10 protein-coding genes and 3 pseudogenes are annotated in these 16083 nt (G+C 72.6%); 8 read left to right on the top strand and 5 right to left on the bottom strand.

Features of this window, described 5'->3' with window-relative positions; all coding sequences use genetic code 11:
- The gene (locus ICC28_RS21780) at positions 1–852 is read right to left on the bottom strand and encodes a fumarylacetoacetate hydrolase family protein (protein WP_188290337.1); all 852 of its coding nucleotides are present in this window, start codon (positions 850–852) and stop codon (positions 1–3) included.
- A 615-nt stretch (positions 853–1467) separates the two neighbouring features.
- On the opposite strand from ICC28_RS21780, the gene ICC28_RS21775 reads away from it, so the two are divergent.
- From ICC28_RS21775 to ICC28_RS21755, 6 genes and pseudogenes are all read left to right on the top strand, one after another.
- On the top strand, positions 1468–2517 hold the full coding sequence (locus tag ICC28_RS21775; RefSeq protein ID WP_188290336.1) for a sugar ABC transporter substrate-binding protein: 1050 nt from the start codon (positions 1468–1470) through the stop codon (positions 2515–2517).
- Positions 2518–2616: 99 nt separating this feature from the next.
- The gene (locus tag ICC28_RS21770; RefSeq protein ID WP_188290335.1) at positions 2617–4230 is read left to right on the top strand and encodes a sugar ABC transporter ATP-binding protein; all 1614 of its coding nucleotides are present in this window, start codon (positions 2617–2619) and stop codon (positions 4228–4230) included.
- 2 nt (positions 4231–4232) lie between these two features.
- Positions 4233–5276 carry an ABC transporter permease gene (locus ICC28_RS21765; RefSeq protein ID WP_188290334.1) on the top strand — a complete coding sequence of 348 codons (1044 nt, stop codon included), beginning with the start codon at positions 4233–4235 and terminating at the stop codon, positions 5274–5276.
- 249 nt (positions 5277–5525) lie between these two features.
- Positions 5526–5897, top strand: a complete 372-nt coding sequence (locus tag ICC28_RS21760; RefSeq protein ID WP_188290333.1) for an effector-associated constant component EACC1 — start codon at positions 5526–5528, stop codon at positions 5895–5897.
- Positions 5894–6547: pseudogene (locus ICC28_RS40670) on the top strand (caspase domain-containing protein); the annotation flags it as partial. The gene ICC28_RS21760 and the pseudogene ICC28_RS40670, both read left to right, overlap by 4 nt.
- Before the next feature lie 434 nt (positions 6548–6981).
- Entirely contained in the window at positions 6982–9033 is a 2052-nt protein-coding gene (locus tag ICC28_RS21755) for a phosphocholine-specific phospholipase C (RefSeq protein WP_188290332.1), read from the top strand.
- Between the two features lie 18 nt (positions 9034–9051).
- On the opposite strand, the gene ICC28_RS21750 is transcribed toward ICC28_RS21755, so the two are convergent.
- Both ICC28_RS21750 and ICC28_RS21745 read right to left on the bottom strand, forming a co-directional pair.
- Positions 9052–10044 (bottom strand): hypothetical protein, encoded by a 993-nt coding sequence (locus ICC28_RS21750; protein ID WP_188290331.1) that lies wholly within the window; start codon positions 10042–10044, stop codon positions 9052–9054.
- Complete coding sequence (locus ICC28_RS21745) at positions 10041–10883, bottom strand: phosphatase PAP2 family protein (RefSeq protein WP_188290330.1); 843 nt, start codon at positions 10881–10883, stop codon at positions 10041–10043. Before ICC28_RS21745 ends, ICC28_RS21750 begins: the two co-directional genes overlap by 4 nt.
- 224 nt (positions 10884–11107) lie before the next feature.
- Here ICC28_RS21745 and ICC28_RS21740 point away from each other — a divergent pair, with 224 nt between their 5' ends.
- Positions 11108–11722 carry a TetR/AcrR family transcriptional regulator gene (locus ICC28_RS21740; RefSeq protein ID WP_188290329.1) on the top strand — a complete coding sequence of 205 codons (615 nt, stop codon included), beginning with the start codon at positions 11108–11110 and terminating at the stop codon, positions 11720–11722.
- A gap of 136 nt (positions 11723–11858) precedes the next feature.
- Here ICC28_RS21740 and ICC28_RS21735 read toward each other — a convergent pair whose 3' ends face one another.
- On the bottom strand, positions 11859–12848 hold the full coding sequence (locus tag ICC28_RS21735) for a DUF2510 domain-containing protein (RefSeq protein WP_188290328.1): 990 nt from the start codon (positions 12846–12848) through the stop codon (positions 11859–11861).
- A gap of 196 nt (positions 12849–13044) precedes the next feature.
- Between ICC28_RS21735 and ICC28_RS21730 the strand changes: the two are divergent.
- A pseudogene (locus ICC28_RS21730) lies at positions 13045–15729 on the top strand (ATP-binding protein).
- A 20-nt stretch (positions 15730–15749) separates the two neighbouring features.
- Here the strand turns inward: ICC28_RS21730 and ICC28_RS21725 are convergent.
- Positions 15750–16052, bottom strand: a pseudogene (locus tag ICC28_RS21725) (SDR family NAD(P)-dependent oxidoreductase); the annotation flags it as partial.
- Between the last annotated feature and the right edge of the window lie 31 nt (positions 16053–16083).

Here is a 16083-nt window from a genome sequence, read left to right as displayed (position 1 = left end):
TCACGCTTGGCCGAACGTCTGGCGCTGCTCGCCGAGGCCCTCGACGGACAGCTCGACGGTGTCGCCGGACCGGAGGTAGGGGGTGTCGGGCAGGCCCAGGGCCACGCCCGCGGGCGTACCGGTGTTGATCACGTCGCCCGGCCGGAGAACCATGTACTGGCTCAGGTACGCCACGATGTGGTCGACCGGGAAGATCATGTCCCGGGTGTGGCCGTCCTGCCGCTTGACGCCGTTGACGCTGAGGGACAGGGAGAGGTCCTGCGGGTCGCCGACCTCGTCGGCGGTGACCAGCCAGGGGCCGAGCGGGTTGAACGTCTCGCAGGACTTGCCCAGGTCCCACTGCGGGGAGCGCTCCAGTTGGAACTCCCGCTCGGAGACGTCGTGGCTGACCGCGTATCCCGCGATCACCTCCCGCGCCGCCCGCGGTCCTTCGAGGTAGCGGGCCCGGCGGCCGATGACGACCGCGAGCTCGACCTCCCAGTCGGTCTTGACCGAGCCGCGCGGGACGAGGACTTCGTCGTAGGGGCCTACGACGGTGCCCGGGTCCTTCATGAACACCACCGGGCGGGGCGGGATCGCGGCCCCGGTCTCGGCGGCGTGGTCCCGGTAGTTCAGACCGATGCAGACGATCTTGCCGGGGCGGGCGAGCGGGGCGCCGATACGCAGCCCCTCCGGGGCCAGTTCGGGCAGGTCGCCCGCCCGGAGCGAGGCGCGGGCGCGCTCGATGCCGTCCGAGGCGAGGAAGGCGCCGTCGATGTCGGGCGTCACCGACGAAAGGTCCAGCAGCCGGCCGTCCTCGGTGCGGACGGCGGGCCGTTCCTCACCGGGGGCACCGACGCGTAGCAGTTTCACTGAGGAGCTCCCTTGTCGCGGGTGGGGTCACCGCGGGCGCTGTGCCGACCGTGCCGACCGGCCCGGACGGTCCGCCCGCTGTTCGTGCGGGCCGGGGCCCGCCAGGATCCGTCCGTGCTCATCGCGAGTCATCCGATGTTTCACGGCACCGCGAATGTAAGGGCACAGGGAGAGTCTGGCAAGGCAGACCTCGGACGTTTGTGGCCGAGGTCGGAGAACAAGGAGGTCAGGGTGCCGGGCCGCGCGCACTCGGTCCGCGAGGACAGGCGGTCGGAGGGCGTCCGTTGCGGTGAACGGCCGCCCGGCCGGAAGGAGTTCGGCCCGAGATGAGCCGTCGACGACGACGCGCCCACCGGACTTCGGAATTACGTGGAGGCGCACCCTTGTCAACGCTGGCAACGTCGTCGTAACGTCGCCGCGTCCGAGATTCATCCGAGGACTGGCTCAGTGGGCGTGGGGCTGCCCGGCCTCCGCTCCCTCGGACACGGCTGACGCCCGTCCCCCTCCACCGGGCGCGGCCCGCGCACTCCCGTGCTCGGCCCCGACGTGCCCGGCGGCTGTCTCGTCCCGCAGGCGATACGCCCCTCCCGCCCAGGCTAAGGAGATCACCCGGCCATGAAGCTCGCTCGCACCCGCTCCACAGCCGCAGCCACCACCGTCGTCCTCGCGGTGCTGGCGCTCGCCACCGCGTGCAACCGCGACAGCGCCGACTCCGGCGCCTCGGGCGGCAAGCCGGCCATCGGTATCGACCTGCCCCGCTCCGACACCGACTTCTGGAACTCCTACGCGCAGTACCTGAAGAAGGACATCAAGTCCCAGGGCGTCAACGCGCTTCCGCTGAGCAACTCGCAGAACGACGTCACCAAGCTGGTGTCGAACGTGCAGGTGTTCCAGAACACCAAGGCCAAGGCCATCGTCATGGCCCCGCAGGACACGGGCGCGATCGCCTCCACCCTGGACTCCCTCTCGGCCGCGAGGATCCCGGTGGTCAGCGTCGACACCAGACCCGACAAGGGCGAGGTGTACATGGTGGTACGGGCGGACAACCGGGCCTACGGCACCCGGGCCTGCGAGTTCCTCGGCGAGCGGCTCGGCGGCAAGGGCAAGGTGGCCGAACTCCAGGGAGCCCTGGACTCCATCAACGGACGCGACCGCTCCGAGGCGTTCGCCCAGTGCATGAAGGAGAAGTACCCGAAGATCAAGGTCTTCGAGCTCCCCACCGACTGGAAGGGCGATGTCGCCTCCGCCAAGCTCCAGTCGCTGCTCGCCCAGCACCCGGACCTCAACGGCATCTACATGCAGGCGGGCGGCGCCTTCCTGCAGCCCACCCTCGCGCTCCTGGAGCAGAAGGGCCTGCTCAAGCCCGCGGGCGAGAAGGGGCACATCGCGATCGTCTCCAACGACGGCATCCCGCAGGAGTTCGACGCCATCCGCAAGGGCCACATCGACGCGACCGTCTCGCAGCCCGCCGACCTCTACGCCAAGTACGCGCTCTTCTACGCCCAGGCCGCGGCCGAGGGCAAGACGTTCGAGCCCGGTCCGACCGACCACGACTCCACCATCGTCAAGATCCCGAACGGCCTGGAGGACCAGCTGCCCGCACCGCTGGTCACCAAGGACAACGTCGACGACAAGACCCTCTGGGGCAACAGCATCGGCCAGTGACCCACGAGCCCGCCGACCGGGGCGCGGGGACGGCGGCACCGCGTCCGCCGCCCCCCGCCGCACCCCCACCCCCTCCGTACGCAAAGGACGGCAACCAGCATGGCGGACACCGCGACCGTCTCGGCGATCGGAACCAGGAGCCCGGCCCCCGTGGCCGAGGCGACCGGGATCAGCAAGCGATTCGGCGCCACCGTCGCCCTGCGCGACGCCCGCATCACCGTCTCCGCGGGCGAGTCGCACGCCCTGGTCGGCCGCAACGGCGCCGGCAAGTCCACGCTCGTCTCCGTCCTCACCGGACTGCGGCAGCCGGACACCGGCACCCTGCGCTTCTCCGGCGAACCGGCCCCCGCCTTCGGCGACATCGACGCCTGGCGCTCCCGGGTCGCCTGCGTCTACCAGCGGTCCACCATCATCGGCGAACTGACCGTCGCCGAGAACCTCTTCCTCAACCGGCAGAGCCCGCGGCCGCTCAGCCCCATCCGCTGGAAGGGGCTGCGCCGACGGGCCGGGGAACTCCTCGGCGAGTACGGCGTGGACGTGGACGCCGACGCCCGCGCGAAGGATCTGACCGTCGAGCAGCGGCAGTTCGTCGAGATCGCCCGCGCCCTGTCCTTCGGGGCCCGGTTCATCATCCTCGACGAGCCCACCGCCAAGCTCGACGCCCGCGGCATCACCCGGCTCTTCGACCGGCTCCGCGACCTCCAGCGCCAGGGCGTCGCGTTCCTCTTCATCTCCCACCACCTGCAGGAGGTCTACGACCTCTGCACCACGGTCACCGTCTACCGCGACGCACGGCACATCCTCACCGCGCCGGTGGCCGAACTCGGCCACCAGGCCCTGGTGGAGGCCATGACCGGAGAGTCCGCCGCCCCCGGTACGACCACCGGGCGTGGCACCGCGTCCGCGCGGCCCGACTCCCGGGAACTGCTGACCGTCGAGAACCTGACGCTGCCCGGCGCCTGCCGCGGCCTGTCGCTGACGGTCCGCGCGGGCGAGGTGATCGGGCTCGCGGGCGCGACGGCGAGCGGCAACGTGCGGGTGGGCGAGGCGATCGCCGGTCTGCACCGCCCCGAGGAGGGCCGCGTCTCGGTCGACGGCCGTGCCGTGCGGGCCGGGAGCGTGCCCGCGGCGCTGGCCGCCGGAGTCGGCCTGGTCCCCGAGGACCGCCACCTCCAGGGGCTCGTCGGCGACCGCAGTGTGGCGGAGAACGCGACGCTGACCGTCACCGACCAGCTGGGACCGTTCGGCACCGTACTGCCCGGCCGCACCGCCGGCTTCGCCCGGCGGATGATCGAGGACCTGGACATCAAGACCCCGAGCGCGGCCGTTCCCGTCTCCGCGCTGTCCGGTGGCAACCAGCAGAAGGTCGTGGTCGCCCGCGCCCTGGCGACCGACCCCCACGTCCTGGTGGCCATCCGTCCCACCAACGGCGTGGACGTCAGGTCCAAGGAGTTCCTGCTCGGCCGGATCCGGCAGATCGCCGACACCGGGAAGGCCGCCGTGATCGTCTCCGACGAACTGGACGACCTCAAGGTGTGCGACCGGGTCGTCGTCATGTTCCACGGCCGTGTGGTCGGCGAGTTCGCCCGCGGCTGGCGGGACGAGCACGTGGTCGCCGCCATGGAGGGCGTCGCCGCCGTGGAGGGCGTTGCCGCCGTGGAGGGCGTCGCCGACACCGTCGCCGCATCCGACACCGAAGAGCCCGGAAGGTAGCCATGACCGCCACCACCGACGTCACCGAGCCCGAGACGGGCTCGGTGCAGGCGCCCGCCGCCGACACCGCCCGACGCGGCCTCGCCCTCGGCCGCTTCCGCGACCTGTCCCTGGTCCCGGTCATCCTGGTGCTGGGCCTGATCGGCTTCATCGTCTCCCCGGCCTTCCTGACCGCGGACAACCTCATCGGCGTGGCGCAGCAGTCCACCGAACTGAGCCTGCTGGTCCTCGCCACCGCGCTGATCCTCATCGTCGGCCGCATGGACCTGTCGCTGGAGTCCACCATCGGCGTGGCCCCCGTCATCGCCGTATGGCTGGTACTGCCCAGCAGCGGGGGACGGTTCACCGGCCTCGGCCTGCTGCCCGAGTGGACGGCGGTGCCGCTCTGCCTGCTGACCGGCGTCCTGATCGGCGCCGCCAACGGCTTCCTCATCCTCAAGCTGCGGCTCAACGGGTTCATTGTCACCCTCGGCGGTCTGACCATGCTGCGCGGCCTCCAGGTCGCGCTGTCCGAGGGGCAGTCCATCGTCGACCTGCCCCCCTCCTTCACCTACCTGGGCAAGGCGTCCTGGCTCGGCGTTCCCGCCGCGATCTGGATCTGCGCGGTGCTCTTCGCCCTCGGCGGCAGCGCGCTGGCGTGGCTGCGGCACGGACGGGCGCTGTACGCGATCGGCGGCAACGCGGAGGCCGCCCGCACCGCCGGTATCCGCGTCGACCGGATCGTCTGGGTCGTCCTCGTCCTCGGCAGCCTGCTGGCCGCGTTCGCCGGCATCCTCTACAGCGGCCACTACGGCTCCGTCTCCGCGACCCAGGGCAGCGGCTGGATCTTCCAGGTCTTCGCGGCGACCGTCATCGGCGGCGTCAGCCTCAACGGCGGAAAAGGCTCCGTCTTCGGCGCCCTGACCGGCGTGCTCACCCTCCAACTGGTCGTCAACGTCATGACGTTGGCGGGCGTACCGCCGCTGTGGAACCAGTTCCTCAACGGCGCGATCATCATCGTCGCCCTGATCATCTCCCGCTTCGCCTCCGGCGAGAAGCAGGAATAGGCGTGGCCCGCGGCCGGCTCGGCCCGGGCCCTCCTGGCCGCCTCCGCCGCCACGCTCCACATCGCAGCCGTAGAACAGTGGCCGGCCGCCACCCTCATCGACGCGCCGCTGCCGAACGAGGCTCCTGACTCCCCGGATCCGGCCCCGCCGAAGCCGACATCGGTCCGCGCCACCTGCCGAAACGGGTACAACTCCCGTCCCCGTGCTGCACACTTGACCCCCACACCGCGCAACGAGGGGAGGCCGGTCATGCAGATCCGGCTGCGGTTGGTCGAGGAGAGCGGGCAGGCGGCTTCGGGGACCGATCTCGCCGCCCTGCGACGGCAGTTGACGGCCCGTCCGGAGCTTCGCGGCCATGTCGACCTCGTGCGGAGCAGCCCCGCCGAGGGCGAGATGGGCACCGGCCTGGAACTGCTCCTCGTCGGACTGGGCAGCGGAGGCGCCATCACGGCGCTCATCGGCACGCTCCCCGCGCTGCTGAGGGCCCGTCGGTCACCCACCTCCGTCGAGATCACGCTGGCCGACGGCCGCAGCGCCAAGGTCACCGCCGACTCGGTCGAGGACGCGCGCACCCTGCTGGAGGAGGCCTTCCGGGACCGCCTCGACCCGCCGCAGGCATGAAGACCCGGCTGCCGGACCCTCGCGGGTCGCGCGCGGTCCTGATCGGCACCTCCTCCTACGACAGTCCGGACCTCAAGCCGCTGCTGGCCGTGCGCAACAACCTGGAGGTGCTGTCCGAACTCCTCACCGGGGACAACGGAGCGTTCCTGCCCGGCAGATGCACCGTCGTGCAGGACTCCGCCGACCCGCGGGGCGTGTGCCGCACGATCCGGGAGGCGGCGGCCGACGCACCGGACACGCTGCTCGTCTACTTCTCCGGCCACGGCATCCTCAACCACGACTACACCGAGCTGCATCTGGCACTGAGCGGAGCGGACCAGAACGACCTGCGCTGGACGACGGTTCCGTTCCAGGCGATCCGGGAGATCTTCGAGACGGCCCCCTGCCGGAACAAGATCCTCGTCCTCGACTGCTGCCAGAGCGGCTGGGTCCTGGACGCGATGATGGGGGACACCGGCGGCGGGGAGGCGCCACTGGAGATCCGCGGCACCTACCTCCTCACCTCCTCCTCCGGCGACCTGAAGTCCTACGCGCCGCCGACGGACCGCTACACCGCTTTCACCGGCGAACTCATCCAACTCCTCCGCGACGGTGTGCCCGGCGGCCCCGAACTGCTCCCGCTCAGCACCCTGTTCGAGCCGCTGGCCGAGGCGCTGGAACGGCGGAACATGCCCCGTCCGCGGCAGCAGGGGTCGGACGGGTATGCGGCGTTGGGGGTGGTGCGGAACCGGGCGGCGGGGGAGCGGGACGGTGCGGACCGGAGCACGGTCGTGGCAGAGACGGGGCCAATCCCCGTGACACGCCTGCGGCCCAACGTCTGGCATCGGCGCCTGGTGGAGTGGTCGATCGCGGTCTCGGCACTCGTGGGCGTCGGCTGGGTGGTCCTCGCGTACGGGCCGAAAGAAGAAGAGCCGTCCAGCGACTGCACTCCTGACGCCCGGGCACCACCCGTACCGCCGAGCTTCACGCGGCCGCCACCGCCCCCTTCCCTGACGTTTGATGCTCTTGGAACACTCGTTCCGCGCACTTTCGGTCACTCGGTTCCGACCGGTCGAACACCCTCAAGGGAAGAGGTCCCTCGCTCATGCCCGAAGTCAACCGGCGTCGATTCCTTCAAGTCGCGGGTGCCACGACGGCGTTCAGCGCGCTGTCGGGGAGTATCCAGCGGGCCGCCGCGCTCCCGGCGAACCATCGGACGGGGTCGATCGAGGACGTCGAGCACATCGTCGTCCTGATGCAGGAGAACCGTTCCTTCGACCACTACTTCGGCACCCTGCGCGGGGTGCGCGGCTTCGGCGACCCGCGACCGGTGAACCTGCCCAGCGGCAAGTCGGTCTGGCACCAGTCGAACGGCACGCGGGAGATCCTGCCGTTCCACCCGGACGCCGACGACCTCGGCATGCAGTTCCTGGAGGGCCTGCCGCACGGCTGGACCGACGGTCAGCAGGCCTACAACGGGGGCAAGTACGACAAGTGGCTGCCCGCGAAGGGCACCACGACGATGGCGTACCTGACCCGAGAGGACATCCCCTTCCACTACGCCCTCGCCGACGCCTTCACCGTCTGCGACGCCTACCACTGCTCGTTCATCGGCTCCACCGACCCCAACCGCTACTACATGTGGTCGGGCCACACCGGCAACGACGGCACCGGCGGCGGACCGGTCCTCGGCAACGACGAACTCGGCTACGGCTGGACGACCTACCCCGAGCGCCTGGAGCGGGCCGGCGTCTCCTGGAAGATCTACCAGGACACCGGCGACGGCCTGGACGCGGCCGGCTCCTGGGGCTGGATCGACGACGCCTACCGTGGCAACTACGGCGACAACTCCCTGCTGTACTTCAACACCTACCGCAACGCCCGGCCCGGCGACCCGCTGTACGACAAGGCCCGCACCGGCACCGACGTCAGGAACGGCGACGGCTACTTCGACGCGCTGAAGGCCGACGTCCGGGCCGGCCGGCTGCCGCAGATCTCCTGGATCTGCGCCCCCGAGGCGTTCTCCGAGCACTCCAACTGGCCTTCCAACTACGGCGCCTGGTACATCGCCCAGGTCCTGGACGCCCTCACGTCCAACCCGGAGGTCTGGTCGAAGACGGCGCTGTTCATCACGTACGACGAGAACGACGGCTTCTTCGACCACGTGGTCCCGCCGCTCCCGCCGAAGGACGCCTCCCGGGGCAAGTCGACGGTCGACGTCTCCCTCGACGTCCACCCCGGCGACAGCAAGCGTCCGGCCGGCCCCTACGGACTCGGTCCGCGCGTTCCGATGCTGGTCGTCTCGCCGTGGAGCAAGGGCGGTTACGTCTGCTCCGAGACCCTCGACCACACCTCGATCCTGCGGTTCATGGAGCGCCGCTTCGGGGTGCGGGAGACCAACATCTCGCCGTGGCGCCGGACCGTCTGCGGCGACCTCACCTCGGCCTTCGACTTCTCCCGCAGGGACAGCCGCCCGGCCCACCTGCCGGGGACGGACGCGTACGAGCCGCAGGACCGCGAGCGCCACCCCGACTACCGTCCGACGCCGCCGGCCGACCCCGACATGCCCCGGCAGGAGCGCGGCCGGCGCCCCTCGCGCCCGCTGAAGTACGCGCCGCATGTGGACGGCTCGGTGGACGCGGCGGCCGGGAAGTTCACCCTGACGTTCGCCTCGGGCCCGCACGCCGGGGCCGCCTTCCACGTCAGCTCCGGCAGCCGTACCGACGGGCCCTGGTTCTACACCACCGAGGCCGGCACGACCCTCTCCGACACCTGGAACTCGGTGTACTCCGGCGGCTCGTACGACCTGACCGTGCACGGCCCGAACGGATTCGTGCGCTGGTTCAAGGGCGCCAACAAGACCGACGGACCCGAGGTCACCGCGCGGCACAGCGGCGACGACATCGCGCTGACCTGCACCAACAAGGGACCGTCGAGCGTCCGCCTGAAGATCGCCGACGGGTACGGCGGCCCCGGCGCGACGCTGACCGTGCGCCCCGGTGTCACCGTGCGGCGCACGATCGGCCTCGCGGCGAGCCGTCGCTGGTACGACCTGACGGTCACCGCCGACACCGACCCGGCGTTCCTGCGCAGGTTCGCCGGGCACGTCGAGAACGGGCGTCCCGGGGTGAGCGACCCGGCACTCGTCGTCGAGTAGCGCGGGTCACGGAGCGGCTCACAGGGCGGTCAGGTGCCTCGGTTCCGGCCGGCGGGGCACGAGGACCGGTTCCACCGATGCCGTGCCCGGCTCCAGCGCCAGGACGGCGGCCACGGGGTGGTCGTCGTCCTGGCGCGGGGCCATGGCGGGGCCCTCGACCGGGTGCGGGGCTACGGCACGGGCCTCGCCCTCGTGCGGCGTGACCCGGGTGAGCAGGACCACGCCCCAGGAGGCGAGCCCCGCGCCGACGAGCGCGAGCAGGATGCCGGCCGCCCCGCCCCGGAGCCGCTCGCCCAGCAGCACCAGACCGATCACGGCGGCGGCCACCGGGTTCGTCAGGGTGACCACGGCGAGCGGGGCGTCGAGCCCGCTGCGGTAGGCCGTCTGGGACAGCAGCAGCCCGCCCACCGCGAGCGCGGCGACCAGCAGCGCGACCCCGATCACCTGCACGCCGAGCAGCGATCCGGAGCGGTCCGTCGCGGCCACCGTGACGGTCTGGGTGAGCGCCGAGGCGACCCCGGAGGCGAAGCCGGACGCGGTCGCGTGCCGCAGTCCCGGCCGGGCGCCGGGCCGGGCCAGCAGGCCGATCAGCGCGACCGTGGTGCCGGCGACCGCCAGCGCCTCGGGGGTGCTGAGCACGTCGTCGGGGGCGGGGCCGGAGGCCGTGACCAGGATCGCGGCCAGGCCGGTCAGGGTGAGCGCGGTGCCCCGCCACTCGACGCCGCTGACCCGCCGCCCGGCGACCCGCGCCCCGAGCGGCACCGCCGCGACCAGGGTGAGCGCGCCGAGCGGCTGCACCACCGTGAGCGGCCCGTACTTCAGGGCCACGACGTGCAGCAGCGCGCCGCCGGCATTGAGTCCCACCGAGGCCCACCAGGCGCCGGACGCCATCATCCCGAGGATCCCGGTCGAGGGCGCGCGGGAGGCGAGCCGCTCCTGCGCGACGGCGGCGGTCGCGTAGGCGACGGCCGAGAAGAGGGACAGGACTACGGCGATCAGGGTCGCGTTCATCGGCCGGCTCCCACGAGTTCGGACGGTTCCTCGGTGGCGGGTACGGACGGGTCCGTGCCGCGTCCGGCGGCGGCCCCGGTGCGGTGCGGCAAGCGAGGCGGGCGGCGGGCCCCGCCGGACGGCGTCCTCGGGCGGATCACCGCGAGGGCGAGGCCGAGCATGACGGCTGCCACGATCGCGTCGAGCCAGTAGTGGTTCGCGGTGCCGACGATCACCAGCAGGGTCAGCGCCGGGTGCAGCAGCCAGAGCAGGCGCCAGCGGGAGCGGGTGGCGACGATCAGTCCGATCGCCAGCATCAGCGCCCAGCCGAAGTGCAGGGAGGGCATCGCGGCGAACTGGTTCGACAGCTGGTCGCTCTCGGGCGGGCCGTAGACGGAGGGGCCGTAGACCCGGGCGGTGTCCACCAGGCCGGTCGCGGCCAGCATCCGCGGCGGGGCCAGCGGGAAGAGCAGGTGCACCACCAGGGAGGCAGCGGTGACCGCGGCCAGGACGCGCCGGGCCCACACGTAGTGGGCGGGGCGGCGCAGGTAGAGCCAGACCAGGAAGGCCGCGGTGGCGGGGAAGTGCACGGTCGCGTAGTAGGTGTTCGCGAGGTGCACGAGGGTGTCGCCGTGCAGCAGCGCGGACTGCACCGAGCCCTCGCCGGGCAGCCGCAGGGTCCGTTCCCAGTCCCAGACGCGGTCCGCGTTGCGGAACGCCTCGCCGGTGTGGCCGGTGGCCAGTTGCCGGCCGAACTTGTAGACGAGGAAGAGCCCTGCGACGAGCAGGAGCTCACGGACGAGCCGGGGTCGCGCTACTGCGCCGGGCCCCGGCTCTCCAAGCTCTGTGCGGCCATTCATCCCCCGGCCCTTTCGCTGGCGGTGGTGCGTTCGGTGGTGCAGGCGGCTGCCCGACGGGTGGGTGACTCGTCGACGACACGAAACTCATCGATACGGGTGTGTACCGATACGCCGCTGTACCGATACGCCACTGTACCGATACGTCGGCGTTCCGGTACAGTGGCGTATCGATAGACGTGCGCCACACTGGGAAAGTGACCGAAAGCCAACGAAGGGAAGCGCCGATGACGTCGCAGGCCGTGCACCCCCCGGAGACGGTCGCCGCCTCGCGCCGCTCCAAGATCACGCCTGAGCGTGAGCGGGAGTTCTTCGACGCCGTCCTGGAGCAGATCCGCACCTGCGGCTACGACGCCGTCACCATGGAGGGCATCGCCGCCAGCACGCGATGCAGCAAGTCCACGCTCTACCGCCAGTGGAAGACCAAGCCCCGGTTCGTCGCGGCGGCGCTGCGCGCCAGCCGTCGGCCGCTCTTCGCCGACATCGACACCGGCTCGCTCGCGGAGGACCTGCGCGCCGCGGCACGGGCCGCTGGCGAGCTCTCCGGGCACATCTCCGACCTGCACCAGGCCCTCGGGCACGCCGTCCTGAACGACACCGAACTCCAGCAGGCGCTGCGCGAGACCCTCATCGAACCCGAGATCGGTGCCCTGCAGAGGATCCTTCAGCGCGGGGTCGAGCGGGGCGAGATCGCCGCCGACCACCCGGCGCTGGCGTTCGTCCCGGCGCAGCTCTTCGGCGTCATGCGGGTCCGGCCGATCATGGAGGGCGGCTGCCCCGACGCGGACTACCTGCTCCGCTTCGTGGAGGCCGCCGTACTGCCCGCGCTGGGCCTGACCTGAGAACCGGGCCGCCGTCCACGGGATGACTGGACGGCGGTCTGCTCGCGCCGCACCGTGGGGACGGGGGCGGCGCGCACCCCCCGGCCGGGTGGGTCACCTCTTGAGCGGAGGGGTGCCCCACCCGGCCGACCGTCGTTCAGACGTCCTGACCGTTGCCGCTGCCGGCCGCCACCTTGATGCCCTTCGTGATCTCGTCGATCACCGACTGCTTCTCGCCCACGTCGACGCCGAAGCGCACCAGGACCATCTGCCCGGAGTTCGCGGGGGAGGGGAAGGCGAGCGACTCGACATAGCCGTCGGCCCCCGTCTTCGTCACCGCCTTCCAGCGCACCAGATAGCCCTTCTGCCCGGCCACCGTCACCGCCCTGGAGGCCAGCACCTCGTGCGAGGTGATCCCGCCGTAGCCCTCGCCGTAGGAGTCCTCGGCGTTCTTGGCGATGTCCGCCTTCGCCACCTCCTCGGGGGTGTCGCCGTTCGCGCCGAGCGCGATGGCGGGCGCCGAGTAGGCACCGCCCTTCGTGCACGTCTCGGCCGTGTCACCGGGGCACTTGTACGACTCCTTCGACGTCACCGACGCGCCCACGCTGATCGCCTGGCCGTACCAGCCGTCCGGGACCGGCAGGCTGATGCCGCTGACCGAGTCGGTCACCGAACCGCTCTCCACCCTCGGGGGCTGCGACCCCGGCGCGGACTCCCGCGGCTCGGGAGACGGCCCGCCGGAGCCGCCCGAGTCGCCGAACGGCCCGCCCCGACCGTCCGGCCGCTGCTGCGAGTTGGCGGTGCCGCCGTCCGAAGTGCCGCTGTCCGCCAGCGCGTACACGCCCACACCGATGCTCGCGAGCACCGCCGCCGCCACCGCCACGGCTATGCCCGTGCGCAGTCCGCGCCGCCCGCCGGCCGGTGGCTGACCGGGATACGCCGGATAGGTGGGGTAGGCCGGATGGGCCTGGTACGCCGGTGGTGTCCCGGCGGTCGGCGACGGCGCCGGCGGACCCCCTACGTCGGCCGACCCCGCCGGGCGGGTCCGGTCCGTCCATGCACTGCCGTCCCACCAGCGCTCGGTGGCGGGACCGTCACTTGTCTGCCCCGGGTCGGGATACCAGCCGGGGGGAGTCACCTGCGTCATGCCCCCACCGTATGAGGCCTCGGTGAAAGCCGTATGAGAGGGAGGCACTCCGCCGCCGCGCCGCCGCCGCGGTCACCTTCCCGCAGCCGCCGTCACCCTTGACGGCAACAGCTCGCCGGACCCGCCTCCGCGCGAGGTCCCGGAAGGCTACGCTCAAGGTCTGTACGTCGTTCGGGCGACTCAGGGAGGTAGCGGGATGACGGAGGTACCGCCCACGGCGGCCGCCTCGGCCTCCCTGTGGGAGCGCGAGGAAGAAGTCGCCGCCGTCGTACGGGCGGTGGACACGCTGTGCGCCGACCGGTCCTCCGCGGGCAGCGTGCTGGTGCTCCGCGGCGAGGCGGGCCTCGGCAAGACCGCCCTGCTCGCCCAGACCCGGCGCATCGCCGAGAGCCGCGGCTGCACGGTGTGGTCGGCCCGCGGCGGCGAGACGCTCAGGTCCGTCCCCTTCAACGTGGTACGGCAGTTGCTGCAGCCCGCCCTCGTCTCCCTGCTGCCCGAGGAGGCCCGCGAGTACCTCGGCGACTGGTACGACATCGCCGGCCCCGCCCTCGGCATAGTGGATCCCGGCGAGCGGCAGGCGGACCCGCAGGGCGTGTGCGACGGTCTGGTCGCCGCCGTCCGCCGACTGGCCCGGCGCGACTGGCCCCTGGTGCTGCTCATCGACGACGCCCACTGGGCCGACCAGGAGACCCTGCGCTGGCTCGCCGCCTTCACCGAGCGCCTGGACGACCTCTCCGTGCTGGTCGTCGTGGCCCGCCGCCCCGACGACGTGGGCGGGGAGAGCGCCCGCCACCTCGACGCGGTGGCCGCCGCCGCCCACAGCCCCGTCGCCAACCTCAGCGCGCTCACCCCGGACGCCACCGCCGGCCTCACCCGCGCCACCCTCGGCGACCACGCCGACGCCGCGTTCTGCCGCGAGGTCTGGGCCGTCACCGCCGGCAACCCCTACGAGACCGTCGAACTCCTCGCCAAGGTGCAGGACAGCGAGATGGATCCGGTCGAGTCCTCCGCCGCCGAACTGCGCGCCCTGAACCGCTCGGCCCGCGGCGGCGGCCTCGTCGCCCGCCTGGAGGGGCTCGGCATCGAGGCCACCCGGTTCGCCTGGGCCGCCGCCATCCTCGGCACCGGCATCACCGTCGACCAGGTCGCGCGGCTCGCCACCATGAGCCGCGACGAGGCCGTGCGCTGCGCCGAACGGCTGCGCGTCGCCCGCATCCTGACCGCACCCGACCCCGCCTCGGCCACCGCGGAGGACGGCGACCTGCAGTTCGTCCACCCGCTGATCGCCACCGCCGTCTACAACTCCATCCCGCCCGCCCTGTGCACCGCCATGCACGGCATCGCCGCCCGCGTGGTCACCGACTCCGGGCGCGGCGCCGCGGCCGCCTCCCGCCATCTGCTGGAGGTCCACCCCGACGACGACGCCGAACTCGTCGAGCAACTGCGCGAGGCCGCCCGCGAACACCTCGCCGTCGGTGCCCCCGACGCGGCCCGCCGCTGTCTGGAACGCGCCCTGCGCGAACCGCCCCGCCCCGAGGTCCACCCGCACGTCCTGTTCGAACTGGGCTGCGCCGCCCTGCTCACCTCCCCGGCCACCACCATCGGCCATCTGCGGACCGCGCTCGCCATGCCCGGCCTCGACGGCGCCGAGCGCGTCGACGCCGTCTACCGCCTCTCCCAGGCCCTGATCCACAACGACCAACTGGAGGAGGCCGTCCGCACCGTCGAGGCCGAGGCTGCCCGGCACGAGTCCGGACCGGCCAAACTGCGGCTCCAGGCCGTGCAGTTCATGTGGGAGGGCATCCACGCGGGCGAGGCGACCTCACCGGGACGCTCGGAGCGGCTCGCCGCGCTCGCCGCGACCTGCACCGGCCGGGACAACTCCGAGCGCGCCCTGATCATCCTGCGCGGCTTCGACGCCATGACCCACGGGGAGAACGCCGAGGAGGTCGTCGAGCTGTGCGACCGCGCCCTCGTCAACGGCCGCCTCGCACCCGGCCTCGGGTAGACCGACCCCGAGTGGGGCATCGAGCTGCTGATGATGCTCGCCAACGCATACGCCTTCGCCGACCGGCTGGACCGCGCCGAGGCCCTGTACACGGAGGCCCTGCGCACCTACGAGTCGGCCGGCTGGAGCGGCGGCCACCTTGCCCTGGCCCACGCCTACGTCGGCGTCGGGCACCGCAGGCGCGGGCGGCTGCGCGAGGCCGAGAAGAGCCTGCGCGAATCGCTGCGGCTCGCCGAGCGCGTCGGCCGTCGGCTGCCCCTGCACTGGTCCGCGACCTGCAACCTCGTCGACACACTGCTGGCCCGCGGCCATGTCGAGGAGGCCTGGGAGGTCGCCGACCGGTACGGCTTCGCGCCGCCGTACCCGTCCACCATCGTGCTGCCCGACCCGCGCTCGGTACGCGGCCGGCTGCTGCTTGCCGTGGGGCGCACCAAGGACGGCGTCAACGAGCTGGAGGAGGCCGGGAAGGCCGCCACCGTGCGCGGGCACCACAACCCCGTGCTGGTGCCCTGGGCCCTCGACCTGGCCCGCGCCCTCGCCGGCGAGGACCCCACCCGGGCCGCCCAGCTCGCCGCCGACGTCCGCCGGCACGCCGAGCGCTTCGGCTCCGACACGGCCATCGGCGAGGCCCTGCGCTGCGAGGCGGCCCTGGAGACCGGCCAGCGCGCGGTGCGGCTGGCCGCCCAGGCGGTCACTTACCTGGAGGCCTCGCCCTGCCAGTACGAACACGCCGCCGCCCGCGTCGAGTACGGCATCGCCGCCCGCTCCACCGCGGAACTCCAGCGCGGTCTGACGCTGGCGCGGCTGTGCGGCGCCGACGGGCTGGTGGCCAGGGCACAGGAGGCGCTGGCGACCGGCGCGGGACCGGAGTAGCCGGGGCCGTCCGACGTTCAGTCCTCGCTCAGCTCACGGCCGGCGCCCCCTGAACCCGGGCCCACGCCCGCGTTGTCGACCAGCGCATCGAGGTCGGGGCGGGCCGCCGCGACCCGCGCGCCCAGCTCGCGCACCTGCGCCGACGAGGCCAGGCCGACGACGAACCCCTCCGCGTCGCCCTCGGTGCGCAGCTCCTCGACGAGCCGTTCCGTACGGCGGCCGTCGCGGCCGTGGGCCGGCACGACATGCCCGGAGCGGACCAGCTCGAAGGCGACGCAACGGCCCAGGCCCAAGGAGGCGCCGGTGGTCAGAATCGTGGCCATGCCCTCACCGTGGACATGCGGCGAAGACCTG

The organism is Streptomyces sp. TRM68416 (genome assembly GCF_014596915.1).
Lineage (GTDB): Bacteria > Actinomycetota > Actinomycetes > Streptomycetales > Streptomycetaceae > Streptomyces.
Note: the sequence above shows the minus strand (reverse complement) of the source record. Positions and strands in the feature narration are given on the sequence as shown.